This is a genomic window from Butyricimonas sp. BSD2780061689_150309_C8, from assembly GCF_015560935.1.
In the GTDB taxonomy this organism is placed as follows: domain Bacteria; phylum Bacteroidota; class Bacteroidia; order Bacteroidales; family Marinifilaceae; genus Butyricimonas; species Butyricimonas paravirosa.
On sequence record NZ_JADMSV010000017.1, the window covers coordinates 89,540 to 108,038 of the forward strand.

The window sequence follows — 18,499 nt, forward strand, 5'->3', positions numbered from 1 at the left end:
TGACACCGGGAATATAAAAGTAATCGGAGAGATTCAATTGGTTAAAAAGACGAGATTAATTTACTCTGACAGCGTGTTGTAAAATGTTATAATAATATTAAATCACGGTGAGTTACATAAGGTTTCTTTGAATTAAATTGTATATTCGCGATCGTTTGTGGGAGGCGAGGGCATAATTTGACAGGAATTAAATTAGATCAGATTATATATTAAACGTGAAATTTAAACAGATGAAGAGAGTTTTTATTATTGTATTTGCTTTGCTTTCAACGTCAATCGTGCGGGCGGATGAAGGTATGTGGCTTTTATCATTGCTCGGGAAGAACATCGAGCAGATGCAGGCACAAGGCTGTAAATTGACGGCGGAAGATATTTATTCCGTGAATCAGGCATCGTTGAAAGATGCAATCGTTGGATTAGGAAACGACGGACGTCCTTTCTGGCATTTCTGTTCCGGAGAGATTATTTCGGACAAAGGATTGGTATTGACGAACCACCACTGCGGATTCAGCGTGATTCAAAAGCACTCTACCGTAGAACATGACTACTTGTCAAACGGTTTCTGGGCTTACAAATATAGTGAAGAGTTACCGAATCCCGGTATTACTGCATCTATCCTACAACGTATGGAAGATGTGACCGATCAGGTGAACGCTGTTTTGAATGATAATATGTCAGAAGAAGAACGTGCAGCGGCTATTGATGCTATTTCTAAACAAATTTCTGCTAAGGCAGTACAAGGAACTAACCTTCAAGCTCAGGTACAGGAGATGTTCGAGGGAAATCAATTCTTCTTGTTGGTTTACAAGATTTACCGCGATGTTCGTTTAGTAGGCGCACCGGCTCAAAGTATGGGTAAATTCGGTGGTGACACGGACAACTGGTCTTGGCCCCGTCACACGGCAGACTTCTGTATGATGCGTATCTACACGGGGCCTGATGGCGAACCGGCTCCTTATAACACGAGTAATGTTCCGTTGAAACCGAAACATCATTTGCCTGTTTCTGCCAAAGGAGTACAGGATGGTGATTTCGCCATGATCATGGGATTCCCCGGAACAACCGATCGTTTCTTGACTAGCTTCGGTTTGAAAGAAACGATGGATGTAACCAATGATATTCGTTACAAAGTACGTACCGAGAAGTTGCGTATCATGAAAGAAGGAATGGACGCTGCCGCTGCCACTCGTATTCAGTATGCATCTAAATATGCATCATGTGCTAACTACTGGAAATATTCTCACGAGCAGAATATCGCTTTGGAGAATTTGAACACGATGGGTGAAAAAGAGAGAATCGAGCGTGAATTTACCGCTTGGGTGAATGCTGATCCGGCTCGCAAGGCTAAATATGGTAACGCTTTGACTTTGATCAAAGAGGGTTACGAGGCTATGCACCCGTATAACGTGGCCATGTCTTATATGCAGGAGGCTGCATTGCAAGGTCCTGAAGTTCCATTGTTTGCGTTCCAAGTGGCTAATACTTTGGAAAGAGCTTTGGATGCAAATACTCCGGCTGAAATGAAGGATATGTACATCGAGGCAATCAAGAAAAATGCAGCAGGTTTCTTTAAGGATTTCAACAAAGATGTTGATAAAAACTTGATGGCTGCTTTGTTCAAAATTTATAGTGATAACGTGGCAGCCGAATGGCATCCTGAAGTGATTAATTTGATCAACAAAAAATACAAAGGTAACTACGAGAAATTCGCTAAAGAACTGTCCGACAAATCTATTTTCACGGATGAGGCTCGTTTGAACGCATTCCTTGAAAAACCGGATATGAAAAAATTGAATAAAGATTTGGGTTATATCACGGGAAAGAGCTTGTTCGAGGTTTACCAGAAATTAAGCGGGGAAATGAGTTCTATGCGTAGCAATATTGCTAAAGGAGATCGTTTGTTCGTGAATGGATTGATGGCAATGGAACCGAACAAAGTATGGGCTCCGAACGCTAACTCTACTATCCGTTTGACTTATGGAAACGTGAAGAGCTACAAACCGAGAGATGCCGTGTTCTATGATTATTACACCACGTTAACCGGTGTTATGGAAAAAGAAGGCCCGAAAGGTGGCGAATTCGAGGTTCCGCAAAATTTGAAAGATTTGTATTATGCAAAGAATTTCGGACGTTACGGTGCTGACAACATTTCCGTGAACTTCATCACGAACAATGATATTACAGGTGGTAACTCCGGTTCTCCGGTGATCAATGGTAACGGCGAGTTGATCGGAACCGCATTTGACGGAAACTCTGAGGCTATGTCCGGTGATATTGATTTCGAGGAAAACTTGCAAAGATGTATTAATTTGGACGCTCGTTATATGTTGTTCATCGTGGATAAGATTGCGAATGCTCAGAACTTGATTAACGAGATGACGATTGTATTCTAATTGTTTGAAAGCCTCATTAAGAGGGTGAATTTAAGTTTTTAAAAGAGTGTACTTTACACATATAACTGTGGAGTACACTCTTTTTTGTATTTCTACCCGAAACTAACCCAAATAAAGAAGTAATCTAACCCAAATAATCTCACTCCTTCAGAGATCATTCAGAGTTTATTCGTGGCTTAAATATCACGGTATGGGGAAGTTCTGAATGATCTCTGAATAAAGTTCGAATAATAGGTATTATTTCCTTAGGATTTCTGTTTCTTTCGGGTTAGTCGTTCTTGTAAAGACTGCATGACGTAGTAGAAATTGGGCATGAAAAGTGTACCCACCAACGAGGTCATCAGCATCCCGGCGAAGACGGCTATTCCTAACGAGATTCGACTTGCTGCTCCGGCTCCGGTGGAGATGACCAGAGGGAAAACACCGAGGATGAAAGCGAATGAGGTCATCAGGATCGGGCGTAGCCGAACCTTTCCGGCCTCAATGGCTGCCTCGGAGATCGGTTTCCCGGCGGCTCGATAATCCCGGGCGAATTCCACGATCAAGATGGCATTCTTGGCGGTTAGAGCGATTAACAGGATGATACCGATTTGGGTGTAGACGCTGATCGGAAGATTCATCACGAGACACCCGATGACAACCCCCAACAGGGCAATGGGTAGTCCCATGATCACGGCAAACGGCGAGGTCCAGCTTTCATATTGAGCAGCGAGAATGAGGAAAGCCACGAGAATGGCGAGTATGAAAATCATTGTCGTGGTCGATCCCGCACTCTCTTCCTGGTAGGCCAGTCCGGTCCATTCGTAACCGAACGTGTTGCCTAGTTCTTGCTCGAATACCTGTTGCATGATAGTCAAGGCTTGACCGGAGCTATAACCTGAGGCTGCACTTCCGGATAGGGAGGCTGCCGAATAGGTGTTGTACTTGGGAAGAAGTTCTGTCCCTAGGCGTTGTTCCACGGTCGTGAAGGCAGAGAAGGGAACCATTTCGTTCCGCGTGTTCTTGACATTCAGAAACAAAACGTCGTCAATCACTCTCCGGCTGTCGGGAATGCCTTGAAGTTTAACTTGGAAGGTCCTGCCGTATTTCACGAAGTTATTCACGTAAATAGAGCCGATGTATGCCGAGAGAGCGTTAAACACGTCTCCTATCGGGATTTGCATTAATTCAACCTTGTCCCGGTCGATGTTCAGGTAATATTGCGGAACGCTGGCGCTGAACGTGGACCGGAGCATGGACAAACCGGGAGTTCCGTTTCCTGCATCAACCAGATGATCGACGGCTTGTTGCAGGGATGTGGAACCGTAGTTATTGATGTCTTCCACCATGAGTTCGAACCCGCTACTTTCTCCCAGGCCGGGGATCGGGGGAGGGGAAACGGCGTAACTTTGTGCCTCCGGGATTTCGAGATAAGCCAGTTCATTGAATCGGGTCGTGATGGCATCTACTCCCAAGGCTTTGCTTTTTCGTTTGTCCCAGTTTTCGAGCATGACGAAGATGGAAGCTGCGTTAGAGTTCTGGGCGTTGTCCATCATGGAGAATCCATTGATCGCAATATAGGTTTTTACCCCGTCGATTTGCTTTAATATCTCACCTGCTTTGGCTGATGCGGATTCTGTTCGGGAGAGGGATGAACCGTCCGGTAGTTGCATGGAGACCACGAAATACCCCTGATCCTCGTTCGGGACGAAAGTTGTCGGTAGTCGTAAGAAACCGATGAATGCCAGTATGGCAAGAACCAAGAATGCCAGAATTGCCAATGCCGATTTCCGAATAAAACCTTGTACCACCCACGTGTACCCGTTCGTAGTTTTCTCGAAAAACTTGTTGAATCCCTTGAACAGGAAGAATTTGGATGGTTTGGCGGGTTTTAGGAAAAGGGCGCATAATGCGGGACTTAGAGTCAGGGCATTGAACCCGCTGATAACGGTTGCAGCCGCGATGGTTAAGGCAAATTGTTTGTAAAGCATTCCCGTGATCCCGCCAATAAATGCGGTCGGGATGAACACGGCCAGAAGGACAAGGATAATGCCCACGATAGCCCCCGACACCTCTTTCATGGCTTGGGTGACGGCAGATTTCATGTCTGCATATTTTCCGGTCTCGATCAGACGGTAACTGTTCTCGACAATAATGATCGCATCATCTACTACCAACCCAATGGCCAGCACCAACCCGAAAAGGGTTAGTGTATTGATGGAAAAGCCCATGAGTCCCATGAACGTGAAGGTTCCGACAAGTGATACCGGAATGGCGATCAGGGGAATCAGCATGGCTCTCCAGTTTTGTAAGAAGATCAGAATGACAATCAACACGAGTAAAAAAGCCGTTCCCAGCGTTTTATATATCTCTTTGACAGATGCGTGAATAAATTCGGTCGTGTCGAGCGTGATATTTAGGTGTACGTCTTCGGGTAAATACGAGGATAACGTGTTTACCCGGGCTTTGATACGTTGAGCCACATCCAGGGCGTTTGCTCCCGGAAGTTGATAGATGGCTATGGCGGCCACCGCCTGACCTTTTAACAGGGCGTTTGTCGAGTACGTCTGACTTCCCAGCTCGATTGTGGCCACGTCTTTCAAGCGTAAGTATCTTCCGTCGGAAAGTGTTTTCACAATGATATTTCCGAATTCTTCTTCACTGACCAGCAATCCTTGGGTTTCCAGCGTGTATTGGAAGGCTACCGGGCTGGCAAGCGGGGGAGCCCCGACTGCTCCGGGTGCTACCTGTATGTTTTGGCTTTCGATGGCAGAGATAATCTCTTGCGGGCTGATGCCCCGGATGGTCAGTAAATCGGGATTCAGCCAGAGACGCATACTGTAATTTCCGGCTCCGAATTCCCCTACACTGCCTACTCCTTTTACCCGTGATAATTCGTTCACGAGGTTCAATTCTGCATAGTTGGATAGGTAAAGAGCGTCATAACTCGGGTTATCGGAGGTCAACGTGAGAAACATGACCACGTTGGTGGATTCTTTGGTGGTGGTAACTCCTATTTTTGTCACTTCTTGCGGAAGTGAACTTAGGGTCATGTTTACCCGGTTCTGTACGAGAACGGTAGCCATGTCCAGGTCGGTACCGACCTCGAAGGTTACGGTAAGCCGATAGACCCCAGCACTGGAAGAAGTGGATGACATATAAAGCATTCCTTCGACCCCGTTAACTTGTTGCTCGATCGGGGTAGCTACCATCTGTGCGATGGTTGTGGCATTTGCTCCCGGATATTGAGCCTCCACGACTACCGTGGGCGGGGTTATCGTGGGATATTGTTCCACGGGTAATGATTTCAACGTGATCACACCTGCAACTACAATTAATATAGATAGGACGGTGGCAAATATCGGTCGATTGATGAAAAAGCGAGATAACATCTTGTTGATTTTAAATTTTAGATATCAGATTTTAAATTTCAACAACGCGAGTTGGTTGCTTTTAGATGAATGATTTTTAGTTTTAGATTTTGTAATTCTCAAAGCGTTGTTTTTGTGCGGCTGGAATCTAAAATCTAAAATCGTAAATCATTAAATCATAAAGTTGGTTTGATTTTCATTCCCGGACGTACGTTGATGAGGGCTTTGGTTACGTAGCGGTCTTCTAGGGTGAGACCGCTGGTGATTTCCCGCATCCCATCGGGAGTGAGTACTCCGACCTCAACTTGACGGAAGACGATCGTGTCATCCGGTCCCACGAGATAAACATAGCGTCCGCCTTGATTGGTTCCGAGGGACGATTCCGGAATGACAATCGCTTTCGGGACACTTTTGTAGGGGACTATGACTTTCACGTACATTCCGCTAAGAAGTTCTCCGTTCGGGTTGCGGGCAATGGCTCGCAGGTTGAGGGTTCCCGTGTTGAGGTCAATGTTTGGGGAACTGTAATCCAGAGCGGCGATCCAAGTCTTTTCCGGATTATTCACGTCTTGTATGGTAACCGGAAGGGCAGAGGGGGTATTCTTGGGCAACCGGGCAAAGTCCGGGTAAGCCATGTTGAAATAGAGATACATTTGGTTATCCTTGTATATGGTGGCTAGAGCCGAATTACTGGCATCTGTTCCGACCATATTGCCCGGATCGACCATGTTCCGGGAGATTCGTCCGGTAAAAGGTGCTTTCACGATACAGTATGAAAGGTCGATATTGGCCAGGCTTAACTGGCTCCGGGCCTCTTCGTAAGCAGCAAGGGCTTCTCCGTAGTCGGATTGGGCTTGAAGGTAGTCTATCTCACTGATCGCTTTGGTCTTCACGGCCTCCTGCATCCGTTCGTAGGATGCTTTCGTGTAGGCGAGTTTCGATTTACTACTTTCCACGTTTGCCTCGGCTTGTGTTACTTTATCTTTATAAGGTTGCGGCTCAATCACGAAAAGAGTTTGCCCTTCGCGAACCCGTTGTCCGGGAGTAAATTGATAGGATTCCAAGTAGCCCGAAACCCGTGCCACGAGATTTACCGTTTGTTCCGCTTGTAGATACCCCGGGTACTCAAACGTATAGACCACCGTGCGCAACTGCGGATGATCAACGGCAACCGAGGGTGTTGGAGCTGTTTCCTGTTGTTTCTTCGATTTGCCACATCCGGCCAAAAGAAACAGGAAAACGATGAAAATGATGGAAAGTGCTTTCATATGGTTAGTTTATAAAGTTCGTAAGGTTTGTAAGGTTTGTAAGGTTCATAAGGTGCGTGGTAGCTGGTGCGGCTGGAATCTAAAATTTAAAATTAGAAATCTCCGACAGGCCATCCCCCTCCTAGGGCTTGATAAAGTTCTATCAGGTAGCGAAGGGAGGCAGTTCTGGCTTCCACAAGGGAATTCTCGTAGTTCAAAAGACTGATTTGGGAACTTAACACGGTCTGGTAACTGGCCAATCCGTTTTTGTATTGTTCTATTGCGAGATCTAACGTTAATTGTGACTGTTGGAATGCGTCGTTCAAGGCGGATATTTGCAGGAGTGATTTGTTGTAAGTTACCAGAGCATTATCCACCTCTTGCAAGGCGGTCAGTAATGTTTGATTGTACGAGTTGATCTCTTCGTCAAGTTGTAATTGGGCAGATTTCTTGGATTCCACCAAGTTTCTACCGCTGAAGATCGTCCATTTAATAGAGGGTGCGATTTGCCAGATCATGTTTTCTTTATTCGTAAACTGTTCGAAGTTTTCGGACGAGTAGCCGAAGAATCCGGTCACGAGGAACTTGGGCCACCAGTCGGCACGGCTTGCCCCTACGGCCTCGGCCAATCCGTCAATCGTTCTCTCTGCCGAACGTACGTCGGGACGCTGGCGGATCAGGTTGGCAGGAATACCGTTTGCGGCTTGCCGGGGATTGGTCGGGATGGGACGGATTTTCAATAACGAGTCCCGGATGGCAACCGAATGTTCTCCGATAAGAACCCCGATTAGGTTGATTTGCTGGGCAATGGTCGATTCGATTCCCGGTAATGACGCTTTGGTCTGCAGGTAGAGACTCTTGGCTTGTGCTGCGTCAAGTTGGGAGGCTAATCCGAGTTTAAACCTTGATTCGGTGAGTTCCATAACCTTCTTTTGTGATTCGATGTTTTCACGGGTTACTTCCAGTTGTTTCTGGGCACTCCGCAAGTTGATGTATGCCGTGGATAATTGTGCGGCAAGAGATACCATCACTCCCCGGTAATCTTCTTGTGCGGCAAGGTAAAATTCTTTTTGAGAAGAACTCTCTTTCCGGATTCGTCCGAACACGTCGAGTTCCCAGTTTAGGTTGACGGTGGCGGTTCCGTTCCGTTCGATAATATTTTTTTTATCTGCGCTAAGGCTGCTCTTTTCCGGGGCATAATTGGCAGAAAAATAGATAGTCGGGTAGTAGGGACTGCGATCCACACGCAGTTTTGCTTTTGCCATCTCTATTTTGCGAATAGCATTCCGTACATCGTAGTTTTTGATGACGGCTTTGTTAATAAGCGTGTCGAGAATCGGATCTTTGAACAGTTGCCACCATTCATCGTTAGAGGGTAAGGTTTGTTGCAGGTTCGAATGTTCACTTACCTTTTTATATGGTTTGATCTTTTCCGGTTGGTCGGGTTGGTATTGCCCGGCATTCCCGGCCGAAGGGGTAAGGGTGAATAGAAATAATGTTAGGAAATAACTTCCCGTTCTCGTGATAGCAGCCAATTTCATAACGTATGCGTTGATTGTTAGTTTATAGCGAGAGTGTGTCAAAAGTCGTTTGACACACTCTCGTGTATTGCTGCTATACGTTTTTTAAAAGAAAAATGTTAGAAGAAGAAACCCATTTTATCGGTTACGATAATGACTTGGGCTGATGGGGCGCCTAATAATTGTCGTTCCAGTTCGGATGCCGGGCGAATCTGTATAATTTGTACCGGATCAATATTGAAACTTCTTGTCAGACGGTTGTTGATAATCAAGGCCGGTTCTTCCAACTTTTCGGGATTCAACGTGTATTCCTGTTTGTTGTACTTGTATTTCAGTACACCGTTGGCATAACTGATGAATTGTCCTTTTTTCTGTTTCGTGTTGATTACCACGTATGATTTTTTGGCATTCGTCGGGGAGGTAATCATGTTCACGGTGGCGATTTCGTCGGGAATACCGTTTTTAAGGGAATCGGCCGCGTATTCGATACCGTCGATCACGTAAGATACTTCCGAGTTTTTGGCGTTTACTTTTATACGGGTTTTCCCGTTTTCCTGAATAACTTCCAGGCCGTTGGAAATGGATTCTCCCATCCCGTCCATATCCGATTCTCCGCTAAACATGGGCCCCATGTCACGGAACATTTCTTCCGCTTTTTTGAGCATATCGTCCATGCTGCCGAAACTTTCCCGGAATGAACCAAAAGGATCTTTCCCGAAAATGGAATCTCTTTTTATACCAAAGCGTTCTTCCAGTTTTTTGATAAAATCGGAACCGGATGCCACCTGATCTGTCGGCGTGTTGATGTAAGCCAAACGATCGAGTCCTTTCACTTTTAGGGCATTGGCGATTTCATCCACGTTATCCAGTTGGATGTTACCCTTGAGTTCCACGATAGAAAGTGTTTCTGCATCCTCGCTCCATAAAACGAGAGACGTGATACGTTCTTCATGTTGTGTCACGTAGAGGTATTCTTGGCTGTAAGCTCCCCGGTGGCTGCGCACGAGCGTGTATTTGGCCTCGTTTTCCACGATCGGGGTGATGCGTTGAGAAATTTCTTCCACGACCTTGGGGGTAGCCCGTTTGATGTCAACTTGCATCACGTTGATTTCTTTTATGTCTTTCAAAGCCTCTTCCGCGGGTAGGGACAAGTCACCTTGTTTGTAAAGGCTGTAAAGCGACGGGTTTAACATCGTTACGGTTATACCATCCTTGTTGCGAAATGCTTTCATTTCCTTGCCGACCTGAGCCTGTAATGGCAGGATCGTGACAAGGCTTACCATCATGCATGTTAATAGACTTTTGATCTTCATAACTTGACTATTTTAATGTTTTACTGACACGTACTTCTATTCGGAGAGTAAATGTAATGTAATAACTCGTTCATTCTCCCCTGCTTAACGTTATTTACAAAAGTTATACCATTGGGCGATAAATTTTATACCTTTGAAGCCGAAAAATGATTAGGTGATTAGGTGATTTATGATTATGTGATTTTAGGTGCATGATTATGAATTTCGAATAATCACTGAATCTAAAATCATTAAATCATAGAATTATGCTATATAATTTCGGAATTATTGCATATCGTTGTGCTATCGGCGTGGCCTCTCTTTTTAACGAGAAAGCGGCATTATGGGTAAAAGGGCGAAAAGGAATATGGAAACGGATGGAGGCTGTTGAGCGTGGAAAGGGACGATTGGTATGGGTTCATGCCGCATCGCTGGGAGAATTCGAGCAAGGACGTCCGGTGATTGAAAAATTGAAAGAGATAGAGCCTCATACGAAAATATTATTGACCTTTTTCTCTCCTTCCGGGTACGAGATTCGCAAGAATTATCAAGGAGCCGATTATATCTATTATTTACCGATTGATACTCCTTCAAATGCCCGTCGTTTCGTGGAAACATGGAAACCGGATGCAGCCGTGTTCGTGAAATACGAGTACTGGTATAATTATCTGAATGAACTGCATAAACAGCAGGTGCCAACGTATTTAATCTCTGCAATTTTCCGTCCGGAGCAACCGTTCTTCAAGAAATGGGGGAATCTGCATCGTCGTATGCTCGGGTTTTTTACGCGTCTTTTCGTGCAGGATGAGGAATCCGTAAAGTTGTTGTCGACGATTGGTATTACTCACGTGCAACAGACGGGAGATACTCGTTTTGACCGGGTAAAACAGATTGCGGATGCGGCAAAAAGAATCGAAAAGGTGGAGGCTTTCTGTAATGACAGGAGGGCCGTGGTTTGTGGAAGTACTTGGCCCGGAGACGAAGATATTATTCTGGATTATATCAACGCGCAGGAAGGAAATTACAAGTGGATTATCGTGCCTCACGAGATAGGGGAGGGGCATATCAAAGATATTTTGGGTAAGTGTCGCAAGTCGGTTGCTCGCTATACAGATGAGACGGCCGATGTGACGAAATGTCAGGTCCTCGTGGTTGATACGATCGGGGTGCTGTCTTCAATCTATCGTTACGGTTCTATCTCCTATGTCGGGGGTGGTTTCGGGAAAGGGATTCACAATACGCTTGAGGCTGCAATCTATGGGATTCCTGTTCTGTTCGGGCCGAAATATCACAAGTTTAAAGAGGCAGTTGATTTGATCGCTTGCGGTGGGGCGTTTTCAATCTCGGATAAGGAGCAATTTACTTCTTTGATGGATTCATTAATAAATAGCCCGGCAATCGCTGAGGCGGCCGGGCAAAGTGCTTTAAAGTTCGTCAATCAACAACTTGGTGCGACAGACGCAATTATTCGTCAGTTAGTAGATTAAAACTTCTTCAATTTCTTCTTCGACTTCCGTGCCCGTGAGCCATGATTTCAATACTTTGACAATGGCAGAACGGGTAAGGTTTTCGAAACTTGCAATGCGACATTTGTGGTCCATGTTGGCTTTGATGTACTTGCGGCATTTGCCGTTTTTCTTCAAATCGACAGCCGTGGCGCTCCAAGGATCACTTCCCCCGTAAATGAAAAGAATGTTTTCTGCATTGGTCTGTAACCAATGATTAATATCCTGCAATTGTTGTGTGTTGAACGGGGCATTTTCATATCCTTTAGGCATGGCGAAGTCGAACGTGATGATCGGCTCCGGTTCATCTTTGAAGAATTTTTTGAACGGCTTGGTATTATAAGCGTACATGCCTGTTTCTGTTAGAGCGGCATAATAGAACGCTTGTAAATTTTCAATGGCTTTGTCGTCAAAGAAATCCGGGGAAGACACTTTCACCAAGTAGTTGAATATCTCGTTATAATCGTCTTCTTCCGGTTGGGGCATATCATTGATGTTGTTTCCCCATTGCCAGAATGCAAATGGGAATTCTAGGATCGTGAGTTTGAAAGCCCGTTCTATCCCGCCAACCTTGTTGAATGAATAGCCTTTTGCTTGCGTTAATTCCTGCATGAGCGGCATAAGCTTATCCATATTTTCAAGACATCTCTTTTGAAAATCGAAGATTTGCCATTTAATATCTTTTCCACCACCTTCGAGTAATTTTCTGTTTTCCGGAGTTCCGCCCAGTTTGGAAAGGAATTTTTCTAACCGGGGATCAATTTTTTCTAGGTTAATGGGAGCCACGTAAGGCACGCTTATCTCCACGTCTTCCGGGTAGAAATAACGGTGATAGACGGTTGTCTGTCCCCCTTTGCTGATTCCCGTGGAGATCCATTTCGTGTTCGGATATATTTTTTGTCGTAAGGCTTGAATAATCTCGTGCTGGTCAGTGGCAGCCTGTTTCAAGGTTAAGTCTGTCCACGGTGTTTCTCCTTCGGGTTTGCTGTTGTTGAAAAAGCGGTGTTCGATGGTAAGCTGGTTTGTCTTGAATAGTTTTGACAACTCGCTTTCTGCCGGGGAGTAAATCCCGTACCCTTCGAGGATGGCTACCATGGGAGCGTTGAAATCCCGATGTCCCAGTAATACCCTTTGTTTGAAAGTTCCTTTCGAGGGATTATTGTGGTCTATCGGTTGTTCGTACCAGAATTCGTAGTATTCCGTGTAAGGTTGAACTTTTAGTTCCCGAATACCGGATATTTCTTTGATTTGTTGTAATTTCTGTAATAACGGGCCGTTTGCAAGTACGGATCCGCAAGCTAATAATAGAGTTACAAAAAGTGAAAATACATATCTCATAGTTCAGTTCTTTGCGTTATTGTGCTGCAAGGTATAAATTATTTCTGTTTTTTCTTGTCTCGTCCGCACTTTTGTGTAAAAAAGGTATCTTTGTAACACAAATTAAAATATGATGTTATGAGAAAAATTTTATTTATCCTTGTTCTTGTTTTGGGTATAGGAGGTGTAAGTGTCGCTCAGACAGCACAAACTCAACCTTCTAAAGAATACGTTGCCGCATTGAAAAAAATGATCGTGGTTTCCGGAAGCGATGCGACATTCAAGCTTGTTATCCCGCAAATGTTTGCCATGATGAAACAACAACTCCCGAATGTTCCTGCTGAATTTTGGAGTGAGGCAGAAAAAGAGATGATGAAGACATTGGTGGATGACTTGGTTGAAATGTTAGCCCCGATTTATCATAAGCGTCTAACTTTGTCCGATTTACAGGAAATTACGAAATTTTACGAATCTCCTGTCGGTAAAAAAATGGCTGCCGCACAACCGGCAATCGCTACTGAAAGTATGGCTGTCGGACAGCAATGGGGAATGAAGATTGCGACGAAAGTACAGGAGTCGTTGAAGGCGAAAGGGTATTTATAGGAGTTGATAAAGTTTGTAAGGCCGTTTGGTAATCAGCTCTCCCCCTGTGTAAGGGGGAGTCGGAGGGGGTAGTACATGGCTTTATAAACCTTATGAACTTTCAAACTGGTTTATTTTGTTGAAATGAATTGGCTGCAGAAATATAGAGAGGATTATTCGGCGACGATCAAAATCGGGGTGCCGATCGTGTTGGGACAATTAGGGATTGTGGTTGTTGGATTGGTGGATAATATTATGGTGGGACATTTCAGTACGTCCGACTTGGCAGCCGCTTCTTTCGTGAATAGCGTGTTTAATATTCCGATCCTGTTTGGGATGGGATTTTCTTATGGCTTGACACCTTTGGTCGGGCAATTCTTTGGTCGAGGTGATAAGTTCAGGGTTGGCGGGTTGTTACGTAACAGCTTGTTGGCAAATTTTATGATTGGGTTATTCCTTTCTGTGGCGATGGGAATTATGTATTTGAATGTACATAGGATGGGACAACCGGAAGAATTGTTGCCCTTGATTCGGCCTTATTTTCTGTTGCAGCTGACCTCTCTCGTGTTTGTCATGATGTTTAATAGTTTCAAGCAATTTGCTGATGGCATCACGGATACAAAGACTTCCATGTGGATTATGTTGTCGGCTAACCTGCTGAATATTATCGGGAATTCTCTCTTGATTTATGGTGTGTGGGGACTTCCGGCATTGGGATTGACGGGAGCGGGGATTTCTACTCTGGCCTCGCGAATTTTCATGTTCGTGGCTTTTGCTATTCTCTTTTTCCGGAAACAATCTTATCGGCGTTACCTTGTCGGCTATCACCGAACGACTTATAACACGGGAGATTTGAAAGTGCTGAATAGAATGGGGATGATGGTCGGTTTACAAATGGGAATGGAGACAGCATTATTCAGTATCAGTGGGGTTATGATCGGTTGGTTGGGGACGGTTCCCTTGGCAGCCCATCAGGTGGTGGCCTCTATCTCCACGTTAGGGTTTATGGTCTATTATGGAGTTGGGTCGGCTGTTTCTATCCGGGTGAGTAATTTCTTCGGGCGGGGAGATATTGCTGGAGTCCGACGGGCAACTTTGGCAGGAACCCATTTGCTGGGATTATTGGCAATCTCGGTTTCCGTGTTCTTTTTGTTGGTGCGGGAGCATATCGGGTGGTTATATACTTCGTCAGAAGATGTGGTAAACTTGGTAGCCGTGTTGATGGTTATTCTGGTATTCTACCAGTTTGGTGACAGTTTACAGATCATTTTTGCTAATGCCTTGCGTGGCGTGGCAGACGTGACCTCTATGGCGGTGATCTCCTTTATCGGGTATTTCGTGATTGCGTTGCCGGTTTCTTATATCTGTGGTTTCGTGTTGGATTGGGGAATCGAGGGAATATGGGTCGGTTACCCCGTGGGCTTAACGCTTACTGGGGGAATGATGTGTTGGCGATTCTATCATTTCTTGCGGAAAAAAGGATAGGAATGTCAATAATCATGTTGGCACTCCTACTCGTTCTCGGTAATTCTCGGATTTCGTGTATTTATAATTTCGGATTCAGAACATTCTCTTTTAGTCTTTCTCGGATCTCCTCGTAGCCCTTATGCCTGTCGGTGAAATGTACCGTGTTAATTCCTACTGCTTGTGCGGCCTTCACGTTGGGTTCCAAATCATCAATAAACAGACACTCTTCGGGTTTTAAATGATAGCGATTTAGAATCAAGTCGTAAATTTCCCGGTCGGGTTTCACCATGTGTTCTAGGGCGGATATGATTTGCCCGTCGAAGTACTTGAAAACTTCCCGTGTTTTCAGGTAATCGTAGAAATCGACAGACATGTTGGAAAGACAATAAAGTTTGAATCCCCGTGCGTAAAGTTCTTTAATCAAAGTTTCAGTTTCGGGAATGGAGATCAATGAATGTTTCACGTGTTCCACGAATTCGTTACAGTCTTCTGGAGGGCAACCGGATAAGATGGCGACTTTGTTGATCAGTTCTTGGCGAGTGACGTCTCCCCGGTCGTAGTCCCGCCAATCGTTCAGGAAAAGACGGTTCTCTCTGACAAAATTCACGAGAATAGGATTCCCTCTAAAGGTTTCAATTACTCGTTTGGCATTCCATTCAACAACAACTCCTCCCAGGTCAAAAATAATATTCTTCATATTTTCAGTGTTAATCGGTTATCTGTTTAAAAATCAATAATAATACCCACGGACGGTAATAATGTTCCCGTGTCATTTTTGATGTATCTCATCAGGTAGTGATCCGGGTGTTCGGGGTCGATTTTGTAACTTCCGTCCGGGTTCTCCTGCGGTACGAGCAGATCGGGGCTTTGCGTCTTGTGGTTATAGATATTCTGTATATCGGCATACAGGATTAATGACCATTTTTTGAAATAAAAACTCCGGTCAACCCGAATGTCCAGCTGGTGGAATGAGGAGGCCCGTTCGCTATTGAAACGGGAGTAGTCAAGATAAGGTTGCCGCTTGGCATTCCAGGCTGCTATTAGTGAACTGGTTTCCGCATCATAAGGAGTGAAAGGAGCCCCGTTCGTGATTCGCCATTTCATACCTATATCCCAGAGACCTAACTTGCGGGTTGCCGTGAGGGAAAGGATATGGCGGTTGTCCCAACTGCTGGGAATATATTCCGAGATCGGGTGCAGGTCATGATCCATTTTCTTGAACTCGGAATAGTAATACGTGTAAGCGAGCGATGCCACGATCCCGAAAAATTCCTGCGTGCGAACCATCAGTTCTACCCCGTACGCTTGCCCCTCGCCGAGAGATTTCACGGGTTCGTCACCTACCGCCACGTAATCGGTACCTTTGTTGGCAAGTACGATGCTATCCAGTAGGGAGACCGGGTAATGGTCGTACGTTTTGTAGAACCCTTCCAGTGTGATTTTTGTCCGGCTACCGGGGCGATATTCCAGACCGACCACGTAGTGGTTTGTCCCGATATATTTCAACCCGTTTTGTTTATTTACTAGGTTTCCTTGTTCGTCGGCATATCCCATCGTGGTGTACGAGGGAAGTTGATAATAGCGTCCGGCATTTGCATTGATAAACCATTCGGGGGAGAGCGAGTAGGAGAGAGACAACCGGGGTGATACCTGTTTGAAAGGATTGTTCATTCCCGACGTGTAACTATTCCCGTCAACCCGGATTCCTACCGAAACTGCGAGACGTTCCAGAAAGAAATTTTTGCTGATTTGCCCGAAGAGAGACCATTTGAAGAAATCAAAATTCTTGTCGTAGTGTACATGATTCAACTCTCCGAGGGTGTATAATTCTCTTGTTGTCTTGTTTTTGTAAGTAGCGTATTCGATCCCGGCCCCGACATTCAACTTGATGTCGTGTCGTAACAAATGATTGTGTTCGAATCGGAATTTATTCTCCGTTTCGCCGGAATTGTAATCCACCAGTTTCGCTTGGCTTTTGTCGTTGTTGGTGTATTTCTCGATCTCGTTTTGCAGGGTACTGCGACTGAGTACGAAAAGGTGGTTCCAACGGTCCCCGTAATGTTTGTAAGTAATTCCGATCGTGTAACTCCATTGCACGCTCTCAGGCAGGTAGTTGAGCATGTATCTTTGGTCATCATCGGGATCTTTCATCCCTTTATTGAGATGATTAACATCGTATGCCCCGATACCCAGTATGGTTAATTCATTTTTCTGATTGAACTTTGTTTCCGTCTTGAACTGGAAATCATTATACACGGGCAGAAAAGGGAGACCGATCATATCGAACAGGAATTTCAGGTAACTCCTGCGGGCGGACATGATGAACGTGGTTTTAGGTGCTAGAGGCCCGTCCAGCGATAACCCGAAATCCGTTGCCCCTAAAGTCCCACGTACTTTTATTTTGTCCGGGTTCCCCGCTATTTGGCGGAAGTCAAGCAGGGAACTCATCAGGTTTCCCCGGGAAGCAGGGAATGCACCCGAGTAGAAATTTACCTCCTTCACGAAATCGATGTTCACGATACTAACCACACCACCCGATGCCCCTTGTGTGGCGAAGTGGTTCAAGTTGGGCAATTCCACGTCATCCAAGTAAAAGCGGTTTTCGCTGGGGCCTCCACCTCGAACAATAAAGTCATTTCTGAAAGCGGGAGAGGAAAGGACTCCCGGCATGGATTGTAATACTTTCGATATATCTCGATTCCCACCCGGGTTTTTCTCTATCTCGGCGATCCCGATACGTTGTAAAGAAACAGGACTTTCCACTGCTTTGCGGAATGGATTGGCCTTGACCGTTACTTGTTCCAAGTTAACTTGGCTTTCTTCCAGTCCGACGTTTACCGTGCGTTCTGAGGCCGTGTTTACCATGAATTCTTCCGATAATTTTGTCGTGTAGCCGATGCTGCTTACTTCCAGGCGGTTGAAACCCAAAGGCACGTTTTCTATACGAAAGTATCCGTTTTCGTCGGCTGCCGTGCCTATGCTTGTTTTCCAAATCACCACGTTGGCAAAAGGTATTGGTTCATTGTTTTTACTATCAAAAACCCGTCCTTTCACGACACCTTTTTGTTGTGCGGAAAGGCAAAGTGGAAGAAATAATAATAGGGTAAAAACAAATCGTATAATAGTTTTCATGTTTTTTTTGTATCTCTTGCAAAAGTAATTAAAAATAGCTGATTTGTCAACAGGGGGATAACTAAACTAATTCCAAGTTTAATTCTGAGATATAGTTGGGTAATAATACGGCCACGCCCTTTTATGGCCCTTTCATTACCCTTTCATAGCCCTTTGCCAATAGAGTTACATGAGGATGACAACGATGTGTGCAGGATTGTATGAGATTATAACCCGGAGAGTTGTTTGGGTGTGCAATTGATTTTCTTGGTGTTATGGGAATGAGAGAATGTTGTTGTAAATATTTTCTGCTTTTTCTTGTAAAAAAAATGTCATTTTGTTTGGAGTTTGAGAAAAAAGATCTACTTTTGCACCCGAGTTCACGCCCAGGTGGCGGAATTGGTAGACGCGCTGGACTCAAAATCCAGTGTCCCTTAAAGACGTGCGGGTTCGATTCCCGCCCTGGGTACTAAAAAATCGAAAGATAACCCTCTTGGTCAGATGATTGAGAGGGTTATCTTTTTAGAGTAAATTAATCAGAACGTGGGGATTAAGTGGAAATTCCAATGTAATTGACCCCTAGAATCCAACTTAAATTGCCCCCCTTTAAATTTTCCCCAGAAATAGCCAGATCATCCCTTTATACACGTGCATAAAATTCTACAGGTATGCCATTATTATTATTAAATTTTATTCACAAATATAGTGATTTTAT

11 protein-coding genes and 1 tRNA gene are annotated in these 18,499 nt (G+C 44.9%); 5 read left to right on the forward strand and 7 right to left on the reverse strand.

Annotation, left to right across the window (positions count from 1 at the left end; all coding sequences use genetic code 11):
- Positions 1–230 precede the first annotated feature (230 nt).
- Positions 231–2,393, forward strand: coding sequence for a S46 family peptidase (locus I2I33_RS13360; RefSeq protein WP_087421429.1), 2,163 nt, complete (start codon positions 231–233; stop codon positions 2,391–2,393).
- Positions 2,394–2,638: 245 nt separating this feature from the next.
- On the opposite strand, the gene I2I33_RS13365 is transcribed toward I2I33_RS13360, so the two are convergent.
- From I2I33_RS13365 to I2I33_RS13380, 4 genes are all read right to left on the reverse strand, one after another.
- The gene (locus I2I33_RS13365; protein WP_087421430.1) at positions 2,639–5,764 is read right to left on the reverse strand and encodes an efflux RND transporter permease subunit; all 3,126 of its coding nucleotides are present in this window, start codon (positions 5,762–5,764) and stop codon (positions 2,639–2,641) included.
- Positions 5,765–5,919: 155 nt separating this feature from the next.
- Positions 5,920–7,011: an efflux RND transporter periplasmic adaptor subunit gene (locus I2I33_RS13370; protein WP_087421431.1), complete on the reverse strand. Its 1,092-nt coding sequence runs from the start codon at positions 7,009–7,011 to the stop codon at positions 5,920–5,922.
- 92 nt (positions 7,012–7,103) lie between these two features.
- Positions 7,104–8,531 (reverse strand): efflux transporter outer membrane subunit, encoded by a 1,428-nt coding sequence (locus tag I2I33_RS13375; protein WP_087421432.1) that lies wholly within the window; start codon positions 8,529–8,531, stop codon positions 7,104–7,106.
- Positions 8,532–8,629: 98 nt separating this feature from the next.
- On the reverse strand, positions 8,630–9,823 hold the full coding sequence (locus I2I33_RS13380) for a DUF4252 domain-containing protein (RefSeq protein WP_087421433.1): 1,194 nt from the start codon (positions 9,821–9,823) through the stop codon (positions 8,630–8,632).
- Between the two features lie 245 nt (positions 9,824–10,068).
- On the opposite strand from I2I33_RS13380, the gene I2I33_RS13385 reads away from it, so the two are divergent.
- On the forward strand, positions 10,069–11,289 hold the full coding sequence (locus tag I2I33_RS13385) for a 3-deoxy-D-manno-octulosonic acid transferase (protein ID WP_087421434.1): 1,221 nt from the start codon (positions 10,069–10,071) through the stop codon (positions 11,287–11,289).
- On the opposite strand, the gene I2I33_RS13390 is transcribed toward I2I33_RS13385, so the two are convergent.
- A complete protein-coding gene (locus tag I2I33_RS13390; RefSeq protein WP_087421435.1) occupies positions 11,278–12,645 on the reverse strand; it encodes a S28 family serine protease in 1,368 nt (455 codons plus the stop codon). The genes I2I33_RS13385 and I2I33_RS13390 overlap by 12 nt on opposite strands.
- A gap of 117 nt (positions 12,646–12,762) precedes the next feature.
- On the opposite strand from I2I33_RS13390, the gene I2I33_RS13395 reads away from it, so the two are divergent.
- A complete protein-coding gene (locus tag I2I33_RS13395; protein ID WP_087421436.1) occupies positions 12,763–13,227 on the forward strand; it encodes a DUF2059 domain-containing protein in 465 nt (154 codons plus the stop codon).
- Positions 13,228–13,350: 123 nt separating this feature from the next.
- Positions 13,351–14,691: an MATE family efflux transporter gene (locus I2I33_RS13400; RefSeq protein ID WP_087421437.1), complete on the forward strand. Its 1,341-nt coding sequence runs from the start codon at positions 13,351–13,353 to the stop codon at positions 14,689–14,691.
- Positions 14,692–14,752: 61 nt separating this feature from the next.
- Here I2I33_RS13400 and I2I33_RS13405 read toward each other — a convergent pair whose 3' ends face one another.
- Both I2I33_RS13405 and I2I33_RS13410 read right to left on the reverse strand, forming a co-directional pair.
- Positions 14,753–15,370, reverse strand: a complete 618-nt coding sequence (locus tag I2I33_RS13405; RefSeq protein ID WP_087421438.1) for an HAD family hydrolase — start codon at positions 15,368–15,370, stop codon at positions 14,753–14,755.
- Between the two features lie 26 nt (positions 15,371–15,396).
- On the reverse strand, positions 15,397–17,805 hold the full coding sequence (locus I2I33_RS13410) for a TonB-dependent receptor (protein ID WP_087421439.1): 2,409 nt from the start codon (positions 17,803–17,805) through the stop codon (positions 15,397–15,399).
- Positions 17,806–18,168: 363 nt separating this feature from the next.
- Here I2I33_RS13410 and I2I33_RS13415 point away from each other — a divergent pair.
- A tRNA-Leu gene (locus I2I33_RS13415) sits at positions 18,169–18,253 on the forward strand.
- Positions 18,254–18,499: the final 246 nt, after the last annotated feature.

Coding starts and splice junctions, on each gene's coding strand:
- I2I33_RS13385 (WP_087421434.1), top strand. CDS start 10,069: ATGCTATATAATTTCGGAATTATTGCATATCGTTGTGCTATCGGCGTG.
- I2I33_RS13380 (WP_087421433.1), bottom strand. CDS start 9,823: ATGAAGATCAAAAGTCTATTAACATGCATGATGGTAAGCCTTGTCACG.
- I2I33_RS13400 (WP_087421437.1), top strand. CDS start 13,351: ATGAATTGGCTGCAGAAATATAGAGAGGATTATTCGGCGACGATCAAA.
- I2I33_RS13410 (WP_087421439.1), bottom strand. CDS start 17,805: ATGAAAACTATTATACGATTTGTTTTTACCCTATTATTATTTCTTCCA.
- I2I33_RS13365 (WP_087421430.1), bottom strand. CDS start 5,764: ATGTTATCTCGCTTTTTCATCAATCGACCGATATTTGCCACCGTCCTA.
- I2I33_RS13395 (WP_087421436.1), top strand. CDS start 12,763: ATGAGAAAAATTTTATTTATCCTTGTTCTTGTTTTGGGTATAGGAGGT.
- I2I33_RS13360 (WP_087421429.1), top strand. CDS start 231: ATGAAGAGAGTTTTTATTATTGTATTTGCTTTGCTTTCAACGTCAATC.
- I2I33_RS13375 (WP_087421432.1), bottom strand. CDS start 8,531: ATGAAATTGGCTGCTATCACGAGAACGGGAAGTTATTTCCTAACATTA.
- I2I33_RS13390 (WP_087421435.1), bottom strand. CDS start 12,645: ATGAGATATGTATTTTCACTTTTTGTAACTCTATTATTAGCTTGCGGA.
- I2I33_RS13370 (WP_087421431.1), bottom strand. CDS start 7,011: ATGAAAGCACTTTCCATCATTTTCATCGTTTTCCTGTTTCTTTTGGCC.
- I2I33_RS13405 (WP_087421438.1), bottom strand. CDS start 15,370: ATGAAGAATATTATTTTTGACCTGGGAGGAGTTGTTGTTGAATGGAAT.